The 23,319-nt window shown below is 63.1% G+C and carries 20 protein-coding genes; 11 read left to right on the top strand and 9 right to left on the bottom strand.

Annotated elements, in window-relative coordinates; all coding sequences use genetic code 11:
• Positions 1 to 3 precede the first annotated feature (3 nt).
• The 3 genes from RQP53_RS15315 to RQP53_RS15305 are packed head-to-tail and all read right to left on the bottom strand — an operon-like array spanning position 4 to position 3,175.
• Positions 4 to 1,443 carry an aminotransferase-like domain-containing protein gene (locus RQP53_RS15315; RefSeq protein ID WP_315651426.1) on the bottom strand — a complete coding sequence of 480 codons (1,440 nt, stop codon included), beginning with the start codon at positions 1,441 to 1,443 and terminating at the stop codon, positions 4 to 6.
• Positions 1,440 to 1,652 carry a cysteine-rich CWC family protein gene (locus RQP53_RS15310; RefSeq protein WP_315651424.1) on the bottom strand — a complete coding sequence of 71 codons (213 nt, stop codon included), beginning with the start codon at positions 1,650 to 1,652 and terminating at the stop codon, positions 1,440 to 1,442. The genes RQP53_RS15315 and RQP53_RS15310 overlap by 4 nt, the downstream gene beginning before the upstream one ends.
• Entirely contained in the window at positions 1,649 to 3,175 is a 1,527-nt protein-coding gene (locus tag RQP53_RS15305) for a malonate--CoA ligase (protein ID WP_315651421.1), read from the bottom strand. Before RQP53_RS15305 ends, RQP53_RS15310 begins: the two co-directional genes overlap by 4 nt.
• A gap of 327 nt (positions 3,176 to 3,502) precedes the next feature.
• Here RQP53_RS15305 and RQP53_RS15300 point away from each other — a divergent pair, with 327 nt between their 5' ends.
• The gene (locus RQP53_RS15300; RefSeq protein ID WP_315651419.1) at positions 3,503 to 5,764 is read left to right on the top strand and encodes a TonB-dependent receptor; all 2,262 of its coding nucleotides are present in this window, start codon (positions 3,503 to 3,505) and stop codon (positions 5,762 to 5,764) included.
• A 138-nt stretch (positions 5,765 to 5,902) separates the two neighbouring features.
• Complete coding sequence (locus tag RQP53_RS15295) at positions 5,903 to 7,411, top strand: sigma-54 interaction domain-containing protein (protein ID WP_315651416.1); 1,509 nt, start codon at positions 5,903 to 5,905, stop codon at positions 7,409 to 7,411.
• 26 nt (positions 7,412 to 7,437) lie between these two features.
• On the opposite strand, the gene RQP53_RS15290 is transcribed toward RQP53_RS15295, so the two are convergent.
• Positions 7,438 to 7,965, bottom strand: a complete 528-nt coding sequence (locus tag RQP53_RS15290; RefSeq protein WP_315651413.1) for a GNAT family N-acetyltransferase — start codon at positions 7,963 to 7,965, stop codon at positions 7,438 to 7,440.
• Positions 7,966 to 8,449: 484 nt separating this feature from the next.
• Here RQP53_RS15290 and RQP53_RS15285 point away from each other — a divergent pair, with 484 nt between their 5' ends.
• Complete coding sequence (locus tag RQP53_RS15285; protein WP_315651411.1) at positions 8,450 to 9,307, top strand: hypothetical protein; 858 nt, start codon at positions 8,450 to 8,452, stop codon at positions 9,305 to 9,307.
• A gap of 108 nt (positions 9,308 to 9,415) precedes the next feature.
• Here the strand turns inward: RQP53_RS15285 and RQP53_RS15280 are convergent, their stop codons facing one another.
• The 4 genes from RQP53_RS15280 to RQP53_RS15265 all read right to left on the bottom strand — a co-directional run bounded on the left by RQP53_RS15280 (position 9,416) and on the right by RQP53_RS15265 (position 12,403).
• Positions 9,416 to 9,958 (bottom strand): GNAT family N-acetyltransferase, encoded by a 543-nt coding sequence (locus RQP53_RS15280; RefSeq protein WP_315651408.1) that lies wholly within the window; start codon positions 9,956 to 9,958, stop codon positions 9,416 to 9,418.
• Between the two features lie 229 nt (positions 9,959 to 10,187).
• Positions 10,188 to 10,784, bottom strand: coding sequence for a DUF6882 domain-containing protein (locus RQP53_RS15275; protein WP_315651405.1), 597 nt, complete (start codon positions 10,782 to 10,784; stop codon positions 10,188 to 10,190).
• Positions 10,785 to 11,414: 630 nt separating this feature from the next.
• A complete protein-coding gene (locus RQP53_RS15270) occupies positions 11,415 to 11,996 on the bottom strand; it encodes a MerR family transcriptional regulator (protein WP_315651403.1) in 582 nt (193 codons plus the stop codon).
• Positions 11,993 to 12,403: a hypothetical protein gene (locus RQP53_RS15265; RefSeq protein WP_315651400.1), complete on the bottom strand. Its 411-nt coding sequence runs from the start codon at positions 12,401 to 12,403 to the stop codon at positions 11,993 to 11,995. The genes RQP53_RS15270 and RQP53_RS15265 overlap by 4 nt, the downstream gene beginning before the upstream one ends.
• 163 nt (positions 12,404 to 12,566) lie before the next feature.
• On the opposite strand from RQP53_RS15265, the gene RQP53_RS15260 reads away from it, so the two are divergent.
• The gene (locus tag RQP53_RS15260; RefSeq protein ID WP_315651397.1) at positions 12,567 to 14,630 is read left to right on the top strand and encodes a M13 family metallopeptidase; all 2,064 of its coding nucleotides are present in this window, start codon (positions 12,567 to 12,569) and stop codon (positions 14,628 to 14,630) included.
• Between the two features lie 172 nt (positions 14,631 to 14,802).
• Here RQP53_RS15260 and RQP53_RS15255 read toward each other — a convergent pair whose 3' ends face one another.
• Positions 14,803 to 15,330 carry a GNAT family N-acetyltransferase gene (locus RQP53_RS15255; protein ID WP_315651394.1) on the bottom strand — a complete coding sequence of 176 codons (528 nt, stop codon included), beginning with the start codon at positions 15,328 to 15,330 and terminating at the stop codon, positions 14,803 to 14,805.
• A gap of 362 nt (positions 15,331 to 15,692) precedes the next feature.
• On the opposite strand from RQP53_RS15255, the gene RQP53_RS15250 reads away from it, so the two are divergent.
• From RQP53_RS15250 to RQP53_RS15220, 7 genes are all read left to right on the top strand, one after another.
• On the top strand, positions 15,693 to 16,601 hold the full coding sequence (locus tag RQP53_RS15250) for an alpha/beta hydrolase (RefSeq protein WP_315651392.1): 909 nt from the start codon (positions 15,693 to 15,695) through the stop codon (positions 16,599 to 16,601).
• A 216-nt stretch (positions 16,602 to 16,817) separates the two neighbouring features.
• Positions 16,818 to 17,840, top strand: coding sequence for a S41 family peptidase (locus RQP53_RS15245; protein ID WP_315651390.1), 1,023 nt, complete (start codon positions 16,818 to 16,820; stop codon positions 17,838 to 17,840).
• Between the two features lie 20 nt (positions 17,841 to 17,860).
• Positions 17,861 to 18,583 carry a ubiquinone/menaquinone biosynthesis methyltransferase gene (locus RQP53_RS15240; RefSeq protein WP_315651388.1) on the top strand — a complete coding sequence of 241 codons (723 nt, stop codon included), beginning with the start codon at positions 17,861 to 17,863 and terminating at the stop codon, positions 18,581 to 18,583.
• Positions 18,584 to 18,618: 35 nt separating this feature from the next.
• Positions 18,619 to 19,119 (top strand): hypothetical protein, encoded by a 501-nt coding sequence (locus RQP53_RS15235; protein ID WP_315651386.1) that lies wholly within the window; start codon positions 18,619 to 18,621, stop codon positions 19,117 to 19,119.
• Positions 19,120 to 19,254: 135 nt separating this feature from the next.
• Positions 19,255 to 19,482: a hypothetical protein gene (locus tag RQP53_RS15230; protein WP_315651384.1), complete on the top strand. Its 228-nt coding sequence runs from the start codon at positions 19,255 to 19,257 to the stop codon at positions 19,480 to 19,482.
• Positions 19,483 to 19,536: 54 nt separating this feature from the next.
• On the top strand, positions 19,537 to 19,773 hold the full coding sequence (locus RQP53_RS15225; RefSeq protein WP_315651381.1) for a hypothetical protein: 237 nt from the start codon (positions 19,537 to 19,539) through the stop codon (positions 19,771 to 19,773).
• Between the two features lie 432 nt (positions 19,774 to 20,205).
• Positions 20,206 to 23,118, top strand: a complete 2,913-nt coding sequence (locus tag RQP53_RS15220; protein WP_315651379.1) for a type I restriction endonuclease — start codon at positions 20,206 to 20,208, stop codon at positions 23,116 to 23,118.
• The last annotated feature ends 201 nt before the right edge of the window (positions 23,119 to 23,319 follow it).

Below are 23,319 nucleotides of genomic sequence, written 5' to 3'. Positions count from 1 at the left end.
CGTTCAGCGCCGCGAACCGGGCGCCAGCGGCAGCAAGGCCGCCAGCTGGCTCAGTGCCTGATCGACCTCCTCATCAAACGGCCGGCCGATGTTCAGGCGCAGGCAGTGGGCGTGGCGGCCTTGGGCTGAGAACACGGTGCCTGGGCTGAAGCTCAGGCCCAGCGGCAGCGCCTGCTTGAGCAGCGCAATGCTGTCGACACCGCGCGCCAGGCGCAGCCACAAGAGCATGCCGCCGGGCGGCTGCTGCACATCGACGCGGGCGCCGAAGTGGCGGCGGAGCGCCTGCACATAGCGGGCCGATTGCGCGGCCAGGGTCTTGCGCAGCCGGGCCAGCTGGGCCTCGTACTGGCCATCGCGCAGCCAGTCGGCCAGCAGGCGCTGCATCAGGGCGCCGCCGCCCAGGCTGGCGCTGAGCTTGAGGCCGGCCAGCGCCTTGGCATGGCGCTCGCTCAGGCACCAGCCGATCTGGCAGCTGGGCCCCAGCGTCTTCGATACCGAGGCGCAGAGCAGCACCCGGTCGTCGCGATCCCAGGCCTTCAGCGGCCGGGGGCGGGTCTTGCCAAAGTGCAGATCGCCAAAGATATCGTCTTCGATGATGGGCAGCTCGTGGGCCTCGGCCACGCGCAGCAGCCGGCGCTTGGCCTCGTCGGGCATCAGCGCGCCGAGCGGGTTCTGGAAATTCGGCGTCAGCACCAGGCAGCGGATCTCGGGCCAGTCCTGCAGCGCCTGCTCCACCGCCTCGGGGCTCAGCCCACTCTCGGCGCTGCAGGGCAGCTCGATCGGCTGCAGCTGCAGGCTGGCCAGCGTCTGATGCAGGCCGAAGTAGACCGGGCTTTCGATCAGCACCTTGTCGCCCGGCTGGGTGAGCGCGCGCAGCGCCAGGCTCAGCGCCTCGGTGGCGCCCTGGGTGATCAGGAGGCTGTCGGCCCGCGCTGCCACGTCCTGCTGGCGCAGCCGCTCGGCCAGCGCTTCGCGCAGCACCGGCAGGCCGGCCAGCGGCGCCCCCTCGGCCAGCAGCGCGGGTTCACGGCGCAGCAGCCGGGCGATGGAGCGCGCCATCGCCTCGGCCGGCAGCAGCGCGGCACTGGGGCCGGCCATCTGCAGCGCCACCGGCAGCGGCTGCTCGGCCAGCTGCATCAGGCCCAGCATCCGTTCGCGCAGATGGCGCAGCTCATTGACCTCGGGCAGCACCGCTGATTCGGCCGCACGGCCGCTCGCTGCCGCGCGCGCCGGCTCGGCCACGAAGATGCCCGATTGCGGTCGCACCTGTACCAGGCCCTGGTCCTGCAGCAGCTCCAGCGCCCGCTTGGCCGTGGCCATGCTCAGCCTTTCGGCGGTACACAGCTCGCGCAGCGAGGGCAGGCGCTCGCCGGGCGCCCATTCGCCGGCCTGGATGCGCTGGCTCAGCGTCTGAGCTAGTTCCTGGTAGCGCGGTAGGCTCATTCGGCGGCTGTCGTTCCTGCCTGCTCAGCCTGCTGCAAGGCCTTCAGGCAGGCGATGCACAGGCAGCGCTCGTACTGCGCGGCCAACTGCTGGCGCAGCGCCTCGCTGAGCTTCAGGTCGAAGCAGTCGCAGCGGGCGTCCTGAGCGCCGCAGTGGAAGGCCTGGCCGCAGCGCGGGCAGCGGTCGTCGAGCAGCGTGGCCGTGCTCATGCGAACAGGCCCCGGTGCTGATCGCGCAGCAGGTTCTTCTGCACCTTGCCCATCGCATTGCGCGGCAGTTCCTTGACGACAAACACCTGCTTGGGCACCTTGAAGTTGGCGATCTTGCTTTTCAGCGCGGCGATCAGCGCGGCCGGCTCGGGTGCGGCGCCGGGGCGGGCCACCAGCACGGCAATCACCGCCTCGCCGAAGTCCGGATGCGGCACGCCGACCACGGCCGATTCGGCCACGCCGGGCATCTCGTTCAACCAGCCCTCGATCTCGGCCGGGTAGACGTTGTAGCCGCCGGAGATGATCAGGTCCTTGCTGCGGCCGACGATGTGAAAGTAGCCGCGCGCATCCTGCTTGCCGACGTCGCCGGTCTTGAACCAGCCGTCGGCGGTGAATTCCTCGCGGGTCTTCTCCGGCATGCGCCAGTAGCCGGCAAAGACGTTGGGACCGCGCACCTCGATATGGCCGATCTCGTCGGCCGCGCACAGCTCACCGGCGTCGTTGTGCACGCGCACGCCCACGCCCGGCAGCGCAAAGCCCACGGTGCCGCCGACGCGTTCCATGTCCTCATAGGGGTTGGAGGTCAGCATCAGCGTTTCGCTCATGCCATAGCGCTCCAGGATGGTGTGGCCGCTGCGCTGCTGCCAGTCGCGGAAGGTCTCGATCAACAGCGGCGCCGAGCCGCTGATGAAGAGCCGCATAGGGGCGCAGGCCTCGCGCGTCAGCGCCGCCTCGGCCAGCATGCGCACGTACAGCGTGGGCACGCCCATGAAGACGCTGGCCTCGGCGAAACGGGCAATCACCGCGCGCGGCTCGAAGCGCGAGAACCAGATCATCTTGCTGCCATTGAGCAGCGCGCCATGCGAGGCGATGAAGAGGCCATGCACATGGAAGATGGGCAGCGCGTGGATCAGCACATCGCCGGGCTGCCAGCCCCAATAGTCCTTCAGCGTGCGGGCATTCGAGAGCAGATTGCCATGGCTGAGCATGGCGCCCTTGCTGCGCCCGGTGGTGCCGCTGGTGTAGAGGATGGCAGCGAGATCGTCGCTGCGCTTCGCGGCGATCTCGTGCTGGTCGCTCATGAAGCTGGCGCGGTCGAGTAGGCTGCCCGTGCGGTCCTCGTTCAGTGTGAACACATACTGGCAGCCGGCCTGGAATGCCAGCTTGGACGCCCAGCCGAAATGCTTGCCGGCACACACCAGCACCGCAGGCTCGGCGTTGGCGATGAAGTACTCCAGCTCGGCGGCCTGGTAGGCGGTGTTCAGCGGCAGATAGACGTAGCCGGCGCGCAGCACCGCCAGGTAGAGCATCAGCGCCTCGACGCTTTTCTCGGTCTGCACGGCAATGCGGCTGCCGGCCGGCAGCTCCAGCGACAGCAACAGATTGGCCAGCATCGCGGTGGCGCGTTCGATATCGCGCCAGCTGTAGCTGAGGGCGTCGCCATCGGCGCATTCGATGGCGCAGGCATCCAGATCGGCGGGGAAGGCCGCACGCAGCGCGGCAAAGAGATTGGCGTTGCTCATGCGCAGATTGTCACCCGAGCCGCGCGCCCGCCCGGCGCCATCCGGCCTGTGCATCGCGCAGGCAGTGTCTGAAGCATGGACAGCGCCAGCCGCCGTTTTGTCTGTGCTGCGGACAAGCGCCGGGCGCCCATGCCCCTCGCGAGGGCGAGCTCGGCGCGCCCCGCCCGGCTGCGCTCATGGTTTGCCCGGGGCTGGCCGGCGGCGGCACGGCTTTTGCGGAATGCAGGGGCACAGGGCGGCGCCAGCCTGGCGGCTGCACCCGACCCTGTCACACATGCTGACCCACGAGCTGACCCACGAGCTGACTCATAAAAGAACGGAGACATGATGTTGAACCCCCTCCTTCAGAACCCGGCGGGCACCGGCCGCCGCGGCCTCACCGGCCCGCTGCGGGCCGCCCGCTCGTCGCTGGCGCTTGCGCTGTGCACGGCGTTTGCGCTGCAGGCGCTGCCGGTCTCGGCCGATGAGCCCGCAGCCGGCGCTGCAGCTGCCGCGCCTGCTAGCGACGCCGCGCGGCTGGACGCCGTCACCGTCACCGCCCGCCGCCGCGAGGAAAGCCTGCGCGACGTGCCGGTGGCTGTCACCGCCATGGGGGTCGAGGCGCTGGAGACGATGAATGTGCGCAACTTCGCCGATCTGCAAGGCCTGGTTCCCAGCCTCAGCATCTACGCCGCGCGCGGCAGCAATACGACGCTAACGACCTATATCCGCGGCGTTGGCCAGTCCGATCCGCTCTGGGGCGTTGACCCCGGCGTCGGCATCTATCTGGACGATGTCTACATCGCCCGGCCGCAAGGCGCGCTGCTGGAGGTCTTCGACACCGAGCGCATCGAGGTGCTGCGCGGCCCGCAAGGCACGCTGTACGGCAAGAACACGATTGGCGGTGCGGTCAAGTATGTATCGCGGCCGCTGGCCAAGAAGACCGAGGGCGCGCTGACGCTGGAGCTGGGCGAGCGCGGCCAGCGCAATGTCAAGGCCGCACTGGGCAGTGCCAGCGACGACGGTCAGTGGCGCGGCCGCGTCTCGCTGGCCTCGCTCAAGCGCGGTGGCTTCGGCAAGAACCTGGCCGATGGCAGTGATGTCTCCAACCAGGACACCCGCGCCGCTCGCATCAGCGCCGGCTTCTTCCCCAGCGGCTCGCCGTTGAGCGTGCAGCTCAGCGCCGATGACACCCGCGACAACTCCAATATGCGCGGCTTCCAGCGCCTGGCCGCCAACCCCTTCGACCCCCTGAAGACGCCGCCGCTGGACAGCCGCTACGACATCAACAGCGGCATGGCCAATGCCAATCACACCAACAGCGGCGGCCACGCGCTGATGGCAGGCTGGAAGCTCAACGAGGCCTGGCAGGCTAGGTTCATCCATGCCTACCGCAAAAGTGACACGGCCACCGCGATCGACTTTGATGGCCTGCCGCCGAAAATCGCCGATGTGCTGGCCGACTATGCCGACCATTCAACCAGCAATGAGCTGCAGCTCAGTTTCGACGGCGGTGACAGCAGCGGTGTGATCGGTCTCTACCTGTTCGACGGCCAGGCCGGCGGGCGGGTTCGCAACAATTTCTTCGACAAGGCCTTCGGCACGACCGCGGGCACCGTCTATACCAAGAGCACGGCCGGCTACGCCGACTGGAACTGGCGCCTCACCCCGCGCCTGGGCCTGAACCTGGGCTTGCGCTATACGCACGAGAGCAAGCGAGCGGTGGTCTTGAACCAGGCCTTCAGCGACGCTAGCTTCAGCAAGCCCCTGCTGACCAGCAGCAACTTCGACCAGTCGCTGGTGGCCAAGAACTGGGCGCCGAAGCTGGCGTTGGACTTCAAGCTGAGTGCCAATCACACGGTCTACGGCAGCGCTACGCGAGGATTCAAGAGCGGTGGCTACAACGTGCGGGCCAATGTGCTGGCGGTGCCTGAATCAGCCAAACCGATTGCCGACGAGACCATCGATGCCTTCGAGCTGGGGCTGAAGTCGGTGCTGGATGAAGGTCGGCTGGAAGTCAATACTGCCATCTTCCACAATGCCTATCGCAATGTGCAGCTGTCGGTATTCACGTCCTACCGACGGCCCGATGGCACGCCCGACTTCTTCAGCGACTTCACCAACGCCGGCCGCGCACGCGTCGAGGGCGTGGAGACCGAGATGTTGTGGCGCCCGGCGCGCGGCTGGACGCTCAGCGGCAATCTGGCCCTGCTCAACGCCAAGTACACCGAGTACATGGACCGTGGCGTCAACGTTGCTGCGCAGAAGAAGTTCAGCAACACGCCCGAGCTGCAGGCCGCCTTCAATATCGAGCAGCGCAGCCAGCCGAGCTTTGGCGGTACGCTGCGCAGCCGTGTTGGCGTGAGCTACCGCAGCAAGGTCTACCCGACCACCGATCTCAGCGAGGCGATTGCCCAGGGCGGCTTCTCGCTGCTCAATGCCGGCGTGATCTGGGAGCGCGACAGCCACTGGAGCTTCGGCCTGCAGGGCAGCAATCTGGGCAACAAGGCTTACCGCACCGATGGCTACAACATCGCCACGCTGGGCGTGCTGACCGGCTTCTACGGGCCGCCGCGCCAGCTGACGGCCAGCGCCAGCTACCGCTTCTGAGCGCGTTTAAGGGCCCTGGTCGGCTTGAGGGCGTGCGCGCTGCGCGCCGGCAGCGCGCGCCCTGGGGCCGGCCCGGGTGGCGCCGGCCGGCCCGGCGCTGCTACATTGGACCGGTCGCCTTGAGCTGCCGAAAGCTGTATGACCGCGCTCTCCCTGCTGCCTGAATTCCCCTTCGACGCCGACGGCGTGCTGCGCATGGCCGCGCAGTCGCTGTTCGACGTGCTGGCCCAGGCCAGCCAGGGCATGATGGTGGTGGACCGCGATCACCGCATCGTCTGGATCAGCGATGGCTACAAGCGCTTTCTGCCGGCGCTGGGCTTTGGCGACGAGGCCGAGTTCGTTGGCCGCCGGGTCGAGGAGGTGGTGCCCAATACCTTGCTGGCCGATGTGATCGAGACCGGCCGGCCCATCCTGGTTGACCTGCTCAGCAACAAGGCGGGCACTTTTCTGGTTAGCCGCCTGCCGCTGCGCAATGCCACCGGCCAGGTCATCGGCGCACTGGGCCTGGTGCTGCTGGACCAGCCCGAAACCCGCATGCAGCCGCTGATCTCCAAGTTTGGCCGCCTGCAGCGCGAGCTCGAAGAAGCGCGCCGTGAGCTGGCCGCCGAGCAGGTCAAGAACCGCCGGCCCAAGTACAGCATCGCCAGCTTCATCGGCGCCAGCGGCGCCGCGCTGGAAGTCAAGCGCCAGGCCCGCCGCGTCGCACAGAGCGATGCCACGGTGCTGCTGCTGGGTGAAACCGGCACCGGCAAGGAGTTGCTGGCCCACGCCATCCACAGCGCCTCGCCGCGCGCGCACAAGCCGCTGGTCAGCATCAACATTGCCGCCGTGCCCGAAACGCTGCTGGAAGCCGAGTTCTTCGGAGTGGCCCCGGGTGCCTACACCGGCGCCGACCGCAAGGGCCGCGACGGCAAGTTCCGCCTCGCCGACGGCGGCACGCTCTTTCTCGACGAAATCGGCGACATGCCGCTGGCCCTGCAGGCCAAGCTCTTGCGCGTGCTGCAGGAGCAGGAGCTGGAGCCGCTGGGCAGCAATCAGGTCATCCAGGTCGATGTGCGGGTGATCGCCGCCACCAGCCGCGATCTTGGCGCCATGGTCGCCTGTGGCGCCTTCCGCGCCGATCTGTTCTACCGCCTCAATGTGCTGCCGCTGCAGGTGCCGCCGCTGCGCGAGCGGGCGGACGATATCGAGGCGCTGGCCGAGGCCTTGCTCGAAGACATTGCCCGGCGCGGCGGCATGCCGGCGCGCTGCCTCAGCCCCGAGGCGCTGGACCTGCTGATGCGCCAGCCCTGGCCGGGCAATATCCGTCAGCTGCGCAATGTGCTGGAGCAGGCCGCGCTGATGTCCGACGAGTTGCTGCTTCAGCCCAGCCATTTCCGCCAGGGTCTGCCTGGCGCAGTGAAAGACCTGAGGCCACAAAACGCCACGGCAGCTGCCGCCGCAGAGCCGACCCTGCCGGCCGCGGCCGGCAGCGAAGGCAATCCGGCCCTGCGTCCGCTGCCCGAGCAGATCGAACAGCTGGAGCGCCAGGCCCTGGCCGCGGCGCTGCAGGCCACCCGTGGCAACAAGCTCGCTGCCGCCAGGCTGTTGCGCATCTCGCGCGCCTCGCTGTACGACAAGCTGGCTGCTTACGAAGCGAAGGTCTGAGGCGCGCCAAGCCGCTGCCGGCCGACTCAGCCCGCGTCGGGTTCGTGCAGCCTGCGTCCGACCAGGACCAGATCCTTCTCGACGCCCTCGAGCCGAGCGACGCGAGGCATGAAGCCCCATTGCTCAAAGCCGAGCTTGCGGAAGAGGGCGAGGCTGGCCTCGTTGCTGGCGAAGATGGTGGCGCTCAGCGTTTCTATGCCGAGCGACTTTGACCGTTCTATGGCCTGTTGCAGGAGAAAGCTGCCGAGGCCCTTGCCGTGGTAGTCAGGATGGAGATAGATCGCCAGATCGGCAGTGATGAAGTAGCCGGGGCGCTCGTTCATGAAGTGAAAGAAGCCCAGGTAGCCGATCGCCCCTTGATCCAGATTCGCGCCGTCTTCGGCCACCCAGAAGGGGCGGTGATGGGGCGTGTGCTCCAGAAACGAAGCGCGCCTGGCCTCGACAGTCGTTGGCTGCAGATCGCAGCTGCATTTCCTGCTGGCGACGGCGTGGTTGTAGATCTCGACAATCCGAGGCAGATCCGCTTCGGTGGCATCACGATAGCGATAGTTCATGGCAGCAGGTGTGAACAGGCCACGGCAATTCAACAGGCGTTCGATGATAGTGCGGTGCCAGCGTGGAGAGGATCTGGCAAACGAATGTCACCGCATCTGCCGCCCCGGCCTGGCTGGCGGCCGGGGCCGCAGCAGCGTCGCTCCGCCCGGCTAGGGCCGCCAGCAGTGCGCAACGTCGCTGCAATGGCCAGCCGCGGGGCCTGCTTGCGTTGGTGCAGGGGGGAGACGAGTCAGCGCGCACCCGGTGGTCTGCGCGCCGTGCCGACCGTCCGCAGCGACTGCGATGAATCCGCCAGCGGCTTCCAAGAGGATCAGCAAGACCTGACCCCATGGGGCGGGTGATGTGAGGCCATGCCGTACTGGCGCTGCGCCGCTGGCCAGGTTCGGCCGCCATCCCGAAACCTGATGACGCGCAGGGAACTTCCTGATGTGCCCGCGCCGGCTGGCGCTGGATGATGGTCGCTTGCCTTTCTAGGGAGTGAACATGAGCTCTGTACTCATCACCGGCCATCGCTATCGGGTCAAGCCTGAAGAGGCTGACAAATACGGCCCCTTCAACAAGACCTTTCTCGCCGAGGGCGATTCCTGGATGGATGCCAGCGCCTGGAACCAGGGCTCGCTGCCGGAGTTTCTGGTGAATCGTTTCAATGAGGATGACAAGACCAACCTCATCGTCAAGATCTCCACCTCGGGCCACACGCTGACCCGCATCGTCGACATGATGAATGGCGACCTCGTCTGGTGGCTGGACCAGCAGCGCTACGACGGCCTGCTGTTCAGCGCCGGTGGCAATGACTTCATCGACGCCGCTCGCGAAGCCCCCGCCGGCCAGGGCCTGCTGCGCGATATGAAAGGGCAGCCGCTGCCGGAGAACGGTTTCGACTGCGTACGCCCCGACGCGCTGATGCAGCTGAAGGCCTACCTCAACACCAACTTCGCCGCCATCTACCAGACCGTGCGCAGCAGCGGCAAGAACGCCGACACGCCGATCTTCCTGAACTGCTACGACACGCCCCGCGCCCGCAATGCGCCGGCGATTCCCGGCTTCTCCGGCCCCTGGCTGTACGAGGCCTATGTCAAGAACAGCATCGACCACTCGCTCTGGGACGATCTGACCGACGGCATCTTCGCGGCCTTGCGCGAGACGATTGAAGGCTGGAAGGCGGACCCCGTGACCGGCGTGTTGCGCACGGCCATCCACACCGTGCCCACGGTCGGCCTGCTCGACAAGTCCGCCCCCGGCAGCACCGGCGACGATGCCGATTGGGTCAACGAGATCCACCCGAACGAATGCGGCTGGAACAAGCAGGTCGCCGCCTGGCTGCCGCTGCTGCCCTCGTAAGCCGCGTAAGTCGCGTAAGTCGGCGTTGGCCGGCTTAGCCGCAGGCCTAGCCCGCCTTCCCCCATCGCCCCGCCGCAGTCCCGCACAAGCCCAGGGCCCCAACACCCCTCAGGTCGCGCCCTGGCTCTCGCTATGCACCTGCCAGTCGCCGCGCGCGATCTCGTAGACGGCCACCTCGCTGTCGTACCAGGTCTGCCGGCCGATGTAGTGCATGCCCAGTCGCGTCATCACCTTGGCAGAGGCGGCGTTGTCGGGCTTGCACACCGCCTGCACGCGCGGCGCCTGCAGTGTGTTGAACGCAAAAGTGGCCATCGCCTCGGCCGCTTCCAGCGCAAAGCCTTGGTGCCATTTGTCGCGGCGAAGTCGCCAGCCCAGTTCCAGCGGATTGGCCTGGTCGCGGCCCAGATGCTGCACACAGCCGGCACCGATCAGCTCGCCGCTGGCCAGCTCGAAAAAGCTCCACCAGGAATAGCCCAACTCGGCCCAGCGCGCCTTCACCCGCTCGATGACCGCCTGGGTTTCCTCCCGCGTTTCCGGCTTGCCGCTCAGATACCGCATCACCTCCGGATCGCTGTTCATCGCATTGAGGCCATCGAGATGGCTGTCGGTGAAGGGTTCAAGGCGGAGGCGGGCAGTGTGCAGGATGGTCATGGCGGGGCTCCGGGGCGGCAGTGGAATCGGTTGGCGCTGATTGTGAGGCCTCAAGCACGGCGTGTTTTCATCCAGGGGTCTCTGGCGATTGACAGCCCGCCGAGCGTGCGACGCTTGACGTGCGGCGCGGCATGACCGTGCCGGTTGTGCCGCGTTTGCAAAAGCGCTGATGTACCGGTGGCAACAGATGCACGCTTACATGCTTGGCCGGACTGATGGTTGTGCGAGCTCAGTCGGTTGATACACGCTGCGGATTGCTCAGCAGGTAATAGACGTCAATATCACGAGCGCGAACCATTGTTTCCAACTTGACCCTAACGCGGTGCACTCCCGAACCGCCATGCAGCTTCATGACGATAGCTCCAAGAAACAGCGGCAATTCCGGCGAAGGCACGGAAGACCGGGTCGTAGCAAGGAGCGGCAAGCCGAGGCGATCGGCCAGAGCGCTCAGCTCAGCGCCAGGCAGGCGGAAATTGCTTGCGACAGTCGGGTTTCCCCACCCCCAGATCCAGAGCCACGCACCATCCTCTGGCTGCATGGTGCCAATCACCTTGGCGTCAAAGAGCAGCTTGCCACCAGGCACTTCGAAGACAATTTTGCGACGGCGCGAATCTATTCTTGTGCTGCTTGCTTCAGCAAGCCAGTCGCTACGCAGCTTCGTCATGGCCTCGTTGAATTTTTCAACGGCATCGTCGATCCAGGCGATGCTGTCACCCGCAAGCGGCTGACCAAACACCTGCTCGATCGCCGGGTTTGTTTGTGCGGAAGCAAGTGAACTGCAGACCAGTTGGGCTGCAGCGAACAGGAGTGTGGCTATCAGTTTCATGTCATCCCCTCGGTGTTTTGCGGTGTCAGGGCGGGGTCTGCATCGGTCGGCGCGGGTCGTGGCATGCAGCAGCCATGACCTACCCAGGCGCCAGACGCAGCTCAGGCTGATGGCCTGCGCAATGCTCGCGACGCTGGCAGGGCGAGGCTGGTGCTCGCCCTGCGGGTTGAGCGCAAAGAGGCCAAACGGGCCTTGCGCTGCTCGGTTGCCAGGCCAGCTGCCGACTTTCGCAGCGCGCCCACGTGGCCGCCTTTTTCTCTCCATCAGCGCTCACGCCGACCGATGCAGACCTTCCCTCGTTTTGTGCTGTGCGCTCATTATTGCAGCTAGGCTTGGGCCTTGGACCCACATCTGCGTTTTGCTCTGAGGCTAGGGCTGATAGGTCTGAAGGACAAGGCCGCTTCTCAGTGAGGACAGACGAGGCGCTTGTGCCGGGCGAGGGGCCCTGGCCTTTCTCGGCTGAGCCCACGGGCCTTTGGTTCGAGGTGAAAAGGGGAAAAGCGGCGCAGGCTGGCGACGTCATCGGCCGCGTTGCGCGGTGCTACGAGCGTCGCTGCGATCTGTGCAGGCGTAGGCGGACCAATTAGGCCTTCCTCAGCCAAGCTCGGCATTCGCCGAGCACCCGCCACGTCAAGCGCCGGAGGCCGGTTCCGCCGACGGTCGTGACCAACGGCGGATGCGCGCAATTTCGCTGCGGCTGCAGCCCAGCGAGGCCAGGAAGCGCGCGTGCTCCTGCGGATCGTCGCGTTCGAACTCGGTGTGCCAGAGTTGCATGGCGGCATCATCGAAACCCGCTCGGCGCAACAGTTCCACCCAGGCGGCCTTGTCCCATTGCGGGCCTGCCGCGCTGGAACCGGGAGCGGCCAGCAACTGGGCCAGCAGGCGCTGCTGTCTGCGCAGGTGCTCGACCTCCTGGCTCAGGCCCAGCAGGCGTCGCTCCAGCAGCGCCCGCGGCCCTGCGTCTCGGCGCTCATTGCCCGCGACCATCGGCCTGAGCAGCAGCTGGATGTCGGCCAGCGCCAGGCCGGATTGGCGCAGCTGGCAGATCCGTTGCAGGCGTTCCAGTTCGGCCTCGCCATACAGGCGATAGCCGGCATCGCTGCGGGCGCGGGGCCGCAGCAGGCCCAGCGTCTCATAGTGCAACACCGACGTGCGCGCCAGTCCGACCCGCTTGGCGAGCTGGCCGAGTGTCAATCGCGCCGCGGCATTCATAGCGGCTGCAGATCGGGGGGCACAAAGCTGCCCCGTGCCTGCTCGGAAAACAAGGTGTCGTCGCGGTAGTGCCGCGCCAGCAGCGCGCGCGCATCGCCGACCAGTTCCGGATTGGCCGCCACAAAGCCCGGCCAGGACAGGCCTCGATCCGCGGCGCCGGCCTTTGCCATCAGACGAACCAACGCTTCTGACAGGCTGCGGTTGTACTTCTGCGGCGCCCCCAGATGCGCCGCCAGGCGGGCGATCGCCGTGCAGGTCTCGGCCACGGCGTCTTCCAGTGGGCGGCGCTGTAGCAGCAGCCAGGCCGCGCGCAGATGGCCCAGATGGTCGAAACCGGCCGCCGGCATGCTGGCGTCCAAAAAGGCGGCAAGGAAAGCCTCGTCCGACATCGCTGGCTGAGGGTTCATGCAAAGCTCCTGAGAAACGGTGAGCCTGAAGCTTGAACCCTACTACAGACCTCAGGTCAAGCGCAGACCCACCCACACCACGCCAGTGATGCCAGCACGGGCCCGGTGCGCCGCGCTGAGTCTGCAAGAATGCCCGCCATCAATGGCACCCTCTGGGACCCTCATGAAGTCGTTCAGTCTCTCTCTTCTGCTCCTGGCCGCAGCCGGCCTGGGTGCGCCCGCCGTTGCCGCCGAGAAGGCCGCCGAGAAGGCCGCGCCGGCCGGCAGCGCCCTGATCTCCGGCGTTGACGTCAAGTCCTTCGACCCCGCCGTTCGCCCGCAGGACGACTTCTACGCCTACGTCAACGGCCGCTGGGCCAGCAGCACGCAAATCCCGGCCAGCAAGGCGCGCTGGGGCACCTACGACGCGCTGCGCGAGACGGCGGCGCTGCAGGTGCGGGCCATCCTGGACGAGGTGCTGAAGAACCCCGGCGCGCCCGGCAGCGAGACCCGCAAGATCGCCGATCTGTACACCAGCTTCATCGACGAGGCGGCACGCAATGCGCGTGGCTTTGCGCCGCTGAAGGCCGATTTCGAGCGCATTGCCGCCGTCACCCGCCACCAGGACCTGGCCGCCTTGATGGCCGAGCTGACGCGGCAGGGCGTGAACGTGCCGTTCAACCTGTACGTCGGGCAGGACGCCAAGAACGCCGAGCGCAACGTGGTCTATGCCGGCCAGTCCGGCCTCGGTCTGCCCGACCGCGATTACTACCTCAATGATGCGGACAAGAAGCTGAGTGCCGTGCGCCAGGCCTATCAGCAACACATCACCCGGCTGTTCACGATGCAGGGCGATGCGCAGGCCGAGCGCCACGCGGCCAACGTGCTGGCGCTGGAGACCCGGCTGGCGCAGCTGCAGTGGAACCGCGTCGAGAGCCGCGACGCGCTGAAGACCTACAACCCGCGCAGCGTCGCACAGCTGGCCGAAGAGGCACCAGGGTTGGACTGGGGCGCCTATCTGCACAGTGCCGGCATCGCCGGCAAGGCCAGCTCGCTGGTGGTGCGCCAGCCCAGCTACTTCACCGGCCTGGCCAAGCTGGTGGCCGAGGTGCCGCTGGAGCAGTGGCACAGCTATTTCAAATGGCATGTGCTGGAGGCCTATTCGCCCTACCTCGCACGTGAGGTGGCCGATGAGCGCTTCGCCTTCACCGGCACGGTGCTGCGCGGCGTGCCCGAGAACGAACCGATGTGGCGTCAGGCCCAGCAGTTTGTTGACGCCATCATGGGCGAGGCCGTTGGCAAGCTCTATGTGGCCAAGCATTTCCCGCCCGAGAACAAGGCCCGCATGCTGGCCATGGTGAACAACTTTCTCGCCACCTTCCGCGAAGGCATCGAGGCGCTGGAATGGATGAGCCCGGCCACGAAGAAGGAAGCCCAGGCCAAGCTGGCGCTGTTCACACCCAAGATCGGCTACCCCGATGTCTGGCGCGATTACTCGGCGCTGAGCACCAGCAGCAGCGACCTGGTCGCCAATGTGCGCGCCGGCCACCGCCATGCCTTCGAGCGCGCCATCGCCAAGCTGGGCAAGCCGGTGGACCGCGGCGAATGGGGCTTCACGCCGCAGACCGTCAACGCCAGCTACAGCCCGCTGCAAAACGCCATCACCTTCCCGGCGGCGCTGCTGCAGCCGCCGTTCTTCGACGTGAGGGCCGAAGACGCGATCAACTACGGCACCGTGGGCACCAGCATCGGCCATGAAATCAGCCATGGCTTTGACGACCAGGGCAGCCGCTACGACGGGCACGGCAATCTGCGCAACTGGTGGACCGACGAAGACCGCGCCGCCTTCACCGCCCGCGCCAACGGCCTGGTGCAGCAGTACAGCGCCTTCAGCCCGGTGCCGGGCTACCACGTCAACGGCCAGTTCACGCTGGGCGAGAACATCGGCGACAACTCCGGCGTCACCATCGCCTACAAGGCCTACCGCAAGTCGCTGGGCGGCAAGCCCTCGCCGGTGATCGATGGGCTGACCGGCGAGCAGCGCCTCTACATCGGCTGGGCCGTCAAGTTCCGCACGCTGCAGCGCGAAGACGCCGCCATCGTCCAGCTCAAGAGCGACCCGCACTCGCCCGGCGAATTCCGCGTCAAGGGCACGCTGGCCAACCAGGCCGGCTTCTACGAGGCCTTTGACATCAAGCCCGGCGACAAGATGTACCGCGCGCCCGAGCAGCGCGTGAAGCTGTGGTGAAGGGTGCCGTCAGCGCGCGAAGCCTGCACGGGCTCGGCCGCTGGGCTGAGCTTTTTAGGTGCTGGCTGACCGGCCGCGCCTTGTGTGGTGTTCAGGAGCGCATTCGGGAGGGCGCTCGCCCGGCAGCGTGAAAGCGGCGAGATCTGACGCTGCAAAGCCTCGCTGTCTCGCGTCAGGCGCGCTGCGCCCGCCAGGCGGCGGCCTGCAGCTCGTAGGTGGCCATCTCCTGCTCGTACCAGGTCTGCAGGCCGACGTAGTGCATGCCCAGCTTGAGCATCACCGCCGAGGATGCGGTGTTGGCCGGCACGCAAACGGCCTGCACCAGCGGCGCGTGCAGGTCTTCAAAGGCGAAGCGGGCCATCTCGAGGGCGGCCTCGATCGCGTAGCCGCGGCCCCAGCGGTCGCGGCGCAGGCGCCAGCCGAGCTCATGCGGATTCGCCTTGTCCTTGCCCAGGTGCTGCACACAGCCGGCGCCCACCACCAAGCCGCTCTCAAGCTCGATGAAGCTCCACCACGAATAGCCCCATTCCGCCCACTTGGCCTTGACCCGTTCGATGGCGGACTGCGTGTCTTCGCGCGTTTCGGGCTTTCCGCTGATGTAGCGCGCCACCTCCGGGTCGGCGTTCATCTCGGCCAGGCCGTCGAGGTGGGCATCGCTCATCGGTTCGAGGCGCAGGCGGGCGGTGTGGAGGATGGTCATGCGGGGGAGGGTGTAGATGTCGATGCAGTGCCTGGATTGTGCGCAGGCCGGGCGTTGAACGCCGAACGTTTGGCTGAGGCCTGATGCTTAGGGAAGGTCGGCATGGCTGGTGCTTGCCCTGCGGGTTGAGAGAAAAGGGGCCCCCACGGGTGTTGCGCTGCTCGGCTGTCGGGCCACCAGCCCGACCTTCGCAGCGCGCCTGAAATCGATGCTGCAGGGCCGCCCCATTTCTCTCAACCACGGCTCACGCTGACTGATGCAGACCTTCCTTAGCCGGGGACAGTCCGGATGGGCCCGGGCTGGCGGCCACGCCATGATGACGACCTCAGCGTGCTGGCACGCGTCTCAAGGGAGTGCAAGGTATGCCCGGCCTCAAGTTCAATGCCGACACGCCGCTCTATAGCGCAGATGCTCAGGGCTGGCGCATGGACCAGTTTGCCGCGCTGATGGACCGCTTGGTCGCGCGGGGCAAACCCATCGTTTTCTTCGTCCATGGGCGCGGCAAGGAACCGGGCAAGAGCCTCAAGGGCGGCGCCTTCATCGAGGGCTTGGCCGTGCACAAGATCGAGCGCGGCTACGACACCGCCGTGCTGATGTTCAACTGGGACTCCGCCTACCGCGGCCTCAATGTGCTGGATCGCGAACGGCCACTCAGCCATACCGCCGCCGCGGGCGCCGCGTTGGGCGAGTTGCTGAGGCGGCTGCAGGACTACCAGGCCGCCCACCCTCAGCTCGCGCGGCCCGCGCTGCTGGTGCACAGCATGGGCGCCATCGTCGTGCAGCGGGCGATCCAGGACGGGCACTGGCCGGCCATCGGCCCGCTGTTCTCGGCCGTGCTCTTCTCCGAGCCCGATGCCGACGACCGGGGCCACGCCGATTGGCTTGAGCCGCTGGCCCAGCGCGAACACTGCTATGTGACGCAGAACCGGGACGACCGGGTTCTGCGCCGCGCCACCGACGCCCGCCCGCCCGGCACCCAGGCGCTGGGCCTGGGCACGGCCGAGCCGCTGGCGCCGCATGCGCGTTACGTCGACATCTCCAATATGGGCCCGCTGGGCCAGACGGACGAAGACCACGAGGTCTTCGGCAAGGGTGCGATGAACGGCCAGCTCCACCTGTGCCAGTTCTTCACCCAGGCGCTCACCGGCGCCGCCATCGTGCTGGACCCGGCCAGCAACGTCGAATCCGTCAGCCGTGGCCAGGTCTACCGCCTGCGCCAGCGCAGCGAGCCGGCTGCGCCCTGCCTGAAGGTGCCTGATCTGCCGGCTTAGGCGGGCGGCTTTGCGCGGATAAGCCGGGCTGGAATTGCTGCCCGCGCGAGCGTGGCAAGCAGGGTTTTTCGCGATCTGGGGCCGCTCATTTGGACTGCAAACAGTGCTTATGATGGCCGCGCAATTTCGCTGCAAGCAAGGCGGTGTCGCGGCGGATGAACAGCTACCTTGAATCGCCGGACCTGTGGCAGATGGCCGCTGCCTGGGAACCCTCCAATGAAAGCGCAACGCCTGCAGAGAACGGCCGATCGACTGATGCTGGGCTTTGGCCTGCTGGTGCTGGCGCTGCTGGGCGTTCTGCCGTTTGTCTCGCGGCTCGATCCCGAAGTGCCCGATCCTGGGGCAGCAGTGCGCGAGGTGGCCACACTGCTGCGGGCCCATGCGTTGAACGCTGGCAAGGTGAATTGGGACGCTGCGCTGAACCAAGCACAGGCAACGGCCGCCTCCTCGGGCCGGCAATCCGCGCTTGATCGGGCGCTGCAGCAGCTGGTGGCGGCGCTGCAGGATGGCCACTCGCAGTACCTCAGCTCCAACGCTGCCAAGGCCTACCAGGCGCCTGCGAGCGCAGGTGGCTTGAGCGAGCCCACGTTTCGCGTGTTGCCAGCGCAGGCGGGTGAAGCACCCGTCGTCGAGCTGCTCAGCTTCCTGTCTGACAACCCGAGCGTGGGCGAGCAGCAGTCGAAAGCGCTGGCCCAAGCGCTGCTGGCGGTCAGCGCGAGCCAGCCCTGCGGCTTGATCGTCGACCTCACCCAGCACCACGGCGGCAATATGTGGCCGGCCTTGATGGGCCTGGAGGCACTGCTGCCCACGGGGCCGCTGGCTTACGTCGTCAAGGCCGATGGCAGCCGCGAGCCCATCACCGTGCCGCCGTTGAACGGCGCGTCTGCTGCGCTGGCCACCAAGCAGCCGGTGCACGCGCTGGCCGTGCTGATCGGCCCTGGCACTGCCAGCTCGGGCGAATTCATTGCTGCTGCGCTGCAGGCCCACCCCAAAACCCGCAGCTTCGGCATGCCCAGCGCCGGGCTGACGACGGGGAATCAGTTGTTTGAACTGAAGCACAGCGGCGGCCTGCTTGCGGTGGCCGTGTCAAAGCTCGCGGGCCTGGACGGCCGGGTGATCGCTGGCGCGATCGAGCCGGATGTGCGGGTGGATGAGGCTCAGGCGCGTGCGGCAGCGCAGGCGTGGGTGGCGGGGGCCTGCGGGGCGGAGAAGGGCGCTGGCCCGTCCGCGCAGCGATGACAGGCAAGGCTAGAACCGGGATGGCGAACAAATCATCTGAACCCGATGTTGAACGGGCAAGACCTGGCCCCAATGCCGCCGCGTTTGCTCCGCAGGCTGACGATGTGTTCGGCCGCATCGCCAAGCGCTACGACCTGCTCAGCGATGTGTTCAGCTTGGGCATTCACCGCTTATGGAAGCGGCGTGTGGCGCAGGTGATGGCGCGTGAATCGTGGAACACCTTGCTCGATGGCGCCACCGGCACCGGCGACATCATCCTGCGCGTGCTGGCGCACCAGGCCACCCAGGGCCGCGAGATCATCGCGGCGGACATCAGCCCGCAGATGCTGGCGATCGCCGCCAAGCGCCTGGCCGGGCATGGCGAGCGGGTGGAACTGCGGCGGCTGAATGCGGAATCCATGCCCGAGGTGCCCGACAACAGCCTGGACGCCTACTCGCTCTCGCTCTGCCTGAAGATCTGCAACCGGCAGCAGGCCTTGCAGGAGGCGCGCCGCGTGCTCAAGCCGGGCGGGCGGCTGGTAATCCTGGAGGCATCGAACATCCGCTGGCGCTGGCTGCAGCGCGCCTACCTGGCCTATATGGCGCTGTGCATGCCGGCGCTGGGCTGGCTGGCCACGGGCGGCGATGCCTCGGCCTACCGCTATCTGCTGCAAGGCATTCGCGAGTTCCCAAGCGCGGAGGCGTTGGCCGAAGAGTTGCTACTGGCGGGCTTTGAGGGCGTGCAGTTCGAGCGGCTGAGCTAGGGGATTGTGGCGATTCATCTGGCGCGGAAGCCGCTATGAAATTCATTGTTCACCTGACCACGGGCGAAGAGGTGGTGTGCGACGGCCCGACGCCAGCTTGCAAGACGACTTACTACGGTGGCCCACCGCCCGAGACGGGCCGCTGGCACGTCGACGTGCCCGCCTTCGAAGCGTTCTGTGCGACCCACCTGGCGAACGTTGGGTTCGGTACGTCCATCGAGGCCTATCACTTCGGGTTGGAAATTGCGGACATCGAGGGGTGGGGTGAGTCCTTAAAGGCCCGCAGCGACTACTGCAGCTATCGGCCGAAGATGAAGGCGCTGGTCTCCGTCGGTCAGATTGACTGGCTGGCCATCAAGGATCAGTCACTGCGAGACCAGATGGCTGCCCTATGGACTGCCCTGCTGAGTTCCATTCATCGCGTCGAGCGGATGAAGCGGAAGCCGAGAGATTTTGATGCGGCGGCGTTTGGCGATGCGGTGCTTCTGTTGATGAAGAGTTCCCATCCTGAGTGGTTCCAGATCGATGTGGAGTAGGTGCCGGCGACCAGGCCCTCAGGGAATTTTGGGAAGCAACTGATACCGGCTCGGCCGGCGACTTCAAGACTCAGCCGAACTTCTGCCATCAGAATCGCTTGCAGAAAGACAGCCTTGGATCAATGCGAGAAATCAATGCGAGAGCCCGCCCGAATCGATGATGTACTGGCCGCGATTCGCCTCGCGTGGGTCGAGTCGCCTGACCTGCGATTGGGGCAGTTGCTTGTCAACGCGATCAGGCCCAAGGAGCCTTGCCCTGAAGTCTTCTACGTCGAGGATGATCAGCTTCTGGCGGCTTTGCAAGCAATGGCCGCGCGGGTGCAGGTGGTCAAGGCAGGCGTGGCACCGGGCGAGGGCGAGTGATGGTCGCTGTTCACTTTGGTTTCGAGGTACCTGTCAGCGGACAGGGATGTATCCATGCTTCATGAACTCTGGGTCAGCCAGACGTCACAGACGTTTTGCCTTGCAGGGCCGAATGGCGATGTAGCACGAGCCTTGCTGGAATCGGATGCACGTTGGGTTTGGACGGTGAGCGCCGACTGCGCCTTCGAGGCGATGAGCAAGTACTACGAATACATGGGCTGGGGGCTGTACCGCTCGGCGTGTCCTGAAGTTGATATGCAGCCATATTCGGAGCGAAGCGACTTGATTTGATGGGCTGCTAAAACAAGCTTGAAACTTGCGAAGATTATTGACGTTTGGGTTGGTCTGGATTTTCAGCTCGGACTGGGGCGACTGGGAAACTTGAGGCGGTAGGGCTTAACATTTAAGACTTGACCCCGAATTCCCGCAAATGATCTTGAATTCCAAGTACATGCGAAATCGAGTACAGGAAATCGGCACGAAATCGGGGTCAAGTCTTAAATGTTAAGTGGGCGGCTCAGTTGTGCTCTTGAGCAGCGCTCCAACTCGATGGGGTAAACATTTAAGGCCTGACCCCGAATTCGCTGCCGAATTAACCCGAATTTGTGTCGTCGTAGACGAGGTGCCAGATTTTTGAAAAATCGGCGGAGCGAGCGTTAATTGCGCCCTGTAAGCAACAGGCGTATTTACAAATTTCAACTTTGATTGCTTTGGGAGAACTGGATGTCCAATGTAGACCTTGCCGAAAAGAGACTTAAAGCTCTTCTGGTGGACATACGGAATGACATCAGCTTCATTGAAAGCGAAGAAGATGCCAAAGTCAAAGTCATCAACCGGTTATTCAACGAGTGTTTGGGGTGGTCATTCACGCAATTCACTTGCGAGAGGCAACATGATTGTGGCTACTCTGACTATGTACTAAAGGTGGGTGATAAACCATCACTTGTAGTTGAAGCCAAGAAGAATGGAATCTTAGGGATCGAATCAGCGGTTTTGGATAAGCATAGAACCCTAAAGATATCTGGTACTTCGTTGCGACCCTCGATCGCCGGAATTCAGCAGGCCTTTAGTTATGCGTCTGAGGAGGGGATCCCAATTGCCGTTGTGACGGATGGAATTCGATGGATTATTTTCAAAACATGGGTCAACGGCGCAAGCTACAAGGAAAAGGATGCCTTTGTCTTTCCTTCGTTGGAGGCCATTGAGAATTCATTTAGTATCTTTTATGAACTCTTGGCATACGAATGTTTCGAGCAGAAGACATTCAATTTTATTTTTGACCAACTGCACAATAATCGTCAACATCTTAATGTTCCTTTAAAAGCGCCTCTCGAGGCCAATGAGATAGGCTTGCTTCAAAAGTCAAGTTTGGCATTTGATTTGGAGAAAATTTTTAATGGATTTTTTACGCACCTTACGGGCGAAAATAATGCCGAAATATTGACCGAGTGCTTTGTCGAGTCCAATGAAAGCAGAATCGCTGACTATTCGTTAGAGAAGATAACAAACAGCATACTAAGCAACATATCAAGAGATAATAGCAAAGTCGGTAGTGATCTAACAAAGTTAATTGAGGGAAACGTTCATGCGGAGTTGCCTTCTGAATCGGATATGTCCGTATTTGTCGTCGGTCCGACCGGATCGGGTAAAACCACATACATTGAACGATTCTTCTCTAAAATACTACCCGCTAGTACTCGAAAAAATTGCCTTCCAATAAGCATAAATTGCTTGGATGCTACTGGCGATGGCGATACGAGTATTTCCTGGATAACAGAGAGTATTATATTTTCTTTGGAAAAGGGCCTGTTCGATGAAGGTCATCCAAGCTATAGTGACCTTCAGGGGATGTACTTTGGTGAATACCAGAGAATGTCGGCTGGTTATCTAAAGAAAATATACGAAAATGACAGGAATGAATTTGATAAAAGGTTCGCTGACTACTTAGAGAAAGAAGTGAGGCAAAACAGGGAGAGCTATCTTGAGAGTCTCCTAAATTTCGCGATTCGAAATCGTAAGAAATTGCCGATCTTGGTTTTAGATAACACAGATGAATTCAGCCTTGAGTTCAAGGTCAAGATCTTTCAGTTTTGCCACGCGTACAGGCGGAAAGCCAAGTATTGCATGCTGATGTTTCCCGTCACCGATAAGTCCGCGTGGATTTTTTCAAAGACAGATATATTTACGATTCACCAATCAAGATCCTTCTTCCTTCCGACCCCCTCGCCGAGGGAAGTGTTTAGAAAGAGAATCGACTTTTTAAATCGAAAACTTGTTGCCGCCAATGATACAGAAAGACGCGCATACCTCACCAGCAAGGGGATTCGCATTGAGTTCAAAAGCATCAGCAAGTTCGCCCAGGTCTTGGAGGATGTATTTGTAGAGAATAACTACACGGCAAAAACGCTAGGCGAACTGACAAACTACAACATCAGATCAATTATGAATCTCTCCAAGAGAATCATTACATCGCCGGTTATGCGAATCGAAGATTTGGTAGTTAGTTACGTCACCTCTGAGCCAATAAGCTATACCAAGTTCATTGACGCGCTCATTCGAGGTGACTATGAGGCCTACAAGGCAGACTCTGGCGGAGAGTTTGGCGTCATTTCTACATTCAAAGTGGATTCGGAGCGGCCTCATTCGCCGCTATTAATGCTGAGAATTCTTGCGCTGCTCAAAACTGTAAAGTTTTCGGGCAGAGATGTAGAAGAAAGACATCTGACAGTTCATTCCATGCTTCAATATTTTGAAGCGCTTTGCATCGATGCGACAGACTTGCAAAGAAGCCTCTCGGAAATGGTCTCTTTACGTTTGGTAGAGCCTTACGACCCTTCAGCGAGTTCCCTAAGTGACGCGCAGAAAATTGCTATAACCTACAAGGGTCTCGCACACTACGATTTGTCGACAAGGAATAACGTTTACTTTTATCAAATGGCAGTTACTACTGCCATTTCAAATCCGGAAACCGCCAGTTTGATTGAGGCTTGGTATAAGTCAAATCGGCAATTTGCAGAAATTGTGACTTTTGTCAGAAAGCAATTCTCCAATTACCTGATAAGCGAAGATGCGAAGTATATTTCAACGGATCAAGATAGGGAGCAATTTGAATGCCAACGTGAGTTGCTTAGAAACATCAAGGCTTTCGGTGCTGACAAGACTAGTGGCTCAACTGAAAGCACTGCTCTACTAACAGAAAAATTGGTTGGGATGGTGTCGCGCTATGACCCTGATAAAGATTTCGGTTTCATTTCTTTCAAAGAGCTCAATCATGACGTCTATTTCAAGATGTCAAGCCTTGAATCGACAAAAGTGGCTGCTATATACGAAAACGACTTTATTCTCTGCACACTCGGGAAGCGAGAGAGAGATATAGTTGTTAGGTCGATTGACAGCTTTGTTGCAGAGTTGAATATTGTAAAAGTCGAAAAGTGTGCAATTCGCCACTACAATGCCCATCGTGGATATGGTTTTGCATGTATTGAGCCGTCGTCTAATGAAGTCTTTTTTCACAAAAATGCGTTCCCCTTGAATTTTCAAGAGCATCTGAAGGTGGGGTTGGTCTTTGATGCAGAGATTCGACAGAAGGGTGACGGTAGATTTCAGGTGCGACGGTGTACAAATATTTATAGCTGAAATTTCCAATTATTTGGAAGCATTCGCGGTTAAATGCAAATTGCTGTTCGACGCTGTTCGGTGTTAAGTTTTTAGACATAAAATTTGCAGGTTTGATATGTTTATGCCCACCGGTGCAGCTGCGATGGACAAGTATTTGAGGTTTGCGCGAGTTGATTCTTGAAAGCCGCTTGGCTTTGAGAGAGCCAACCGAGATTGACT

The organism is Roseateles aquae, from assembly GCF_032337115.1.
Lineage (GTDB): Bacteria > Pseudomonadota > Gammaproteobacteria > Burkholderiales > Burkholderiaceae_C > Roseateles_C > Roseateles_C aquae.
This window is presented reverse-complemented; position numbering and strand designations above follow the sequence as displayed.

Bases quoted from the DNA above. Each gene is read 5' to 3' on its own strand.
- RQP53_RS15290 (WP_315651413.1), bottom strand. From the start codon at position 7,965: ATGAACTATCGCTATCGTGATGCCACCGAAGCGGATCTGCCTCGGATT.
- RQP53_RS15315 (WP_315651426.1), bottom strand. From the start codon at position 1,443: ATGAGCCTACCGCGCTACCAGGAACTAGCTCAGACGCTGAGCCAGCGC.
- RQP53_RS15240 (WP_315651388.1), top strand. From the start codon at position 17,861: ATGGCGAACAAATCATCTGAACCCGATGTTGAACGGGCAAGACCTGGC.
- RQP53_RS15220 (WP_315651379.1), top strand. From the start codon at position 20,206: ATGTCCAATGTAGACCTTGCCGAAAAGAGACTTAAAGCTCTTCTGGTG.
- RQP53_RS15250 (WP_315651392.1), top strand. From the start codon at position 15,693: ATGCCCGGCCTCAAGTTCAATGCCGACACGCCGCTCTATAGCGCAGAT.
- RQP53_RS15305 (WP_315651421.1), bottom strand. From the start codon at position 3,175: ATGAGCAACGCCAATCTCTTTGCCGCGCTGCGTGCGGCCTTCCCCGCC.
- RQP53_RS15235 (WP_315651386.1), top strand. From the start codon at position 18,619: ATGAAATTCATTGTTCACCTGACCACGGGCGAAGAGGTGGTGTGCGAC.
- RQP53_RS15300 (WP_315651419.1), top strand. From the start codon at position 3,503: ATGTTGAACCCCCTCCTTCAGAACCCGGCGGGCACCGGCCGCCGCGGC.
- RQP53_RS15280 (WP_315651408.1), bottom strand. From the start codon at position 9,958: ATGACCATCCTGCACACTGCCCGCCTCCGCCTTGAACCCTTCACCGAC.
- RQP53_RS15275 (WP_315651405.1), bottom strand. From the start codon at position 10,784: ATGAAACTGATAGCCACACTCCTGTTCGCTGCAGCCCAACTGGTCTGC.
- RQP53_RS15225 (WP_315651381.1), top strand. From the start codon at position 19,537: ATGCTTCATGAACTCTGGGTCAGCCAGACGTCACAGACGTTTTGCCTT.
- RQP53_RS15270 (WP_315651403.1), bottom strand. From the start codon at position 11,996: ATGAATGCCGCGGCGCGATTGACACTCGGCCAGCTCGCCAAGCGGGTC.
- RQP53_RS15255 (WP_315651394.1), bottom strand. From the start codon at position 15,330: ATGACCATCCTCCACACCGCCCGCCTGCGCCTCGAACCGATGAGCGAT.
- RQP53_RS15310 (WP_315651424.1), bottom strand. From the start codon at position 1,652: ATGAGCACGGCCACGCTGCTCGACGACCGCTGCCCGCGCTGCGGCCAG.
- RQP53_RS15295 (WP_315651416.1), top strand. From the start codon at position 5,903: ATGACCGCGCTCTCCCTGCTGCCTGAATTCCCCTTCGACGCCGACGGC.
- RQP53_RS15285 (WP_315651411.1), top strand. From the start codon at position 8,450: ATGAGCTCTGTACTCATCACCGGCCATCGCTATCGGGTCAAGCCTGAA.
- RQP53_RS15245 (WP_315651390.1), top strand. From the start codon at position 16,818: ATGAAAGCGCAACGCCTGCAGAGAACGGCCGATCGACTGATGCTGGGC.
- RQP53_RS15230 (WP_315651384.1), top strand. From the start codon at position 19,255: ATGCGAGAGCCCGCCCGAATCGATGATGTACTGGCCGCGATTCGCCTC.
- RQP53_RS15260 (WP_315651397.1), top strand. From the start codon at position 12,567: ATGAAGTCGTTCAGTCTCTCTCTTCTGCTCCTGGCCGCAGCCGGCCTG.
- RQP53_RS15265 (WP_315651400.1), bottom strand. From the start codon at position 12,403: ATGAACCCTCAGCCAGCGATGTCGGACGAGGCTTTCCTTGCCGCCTTT.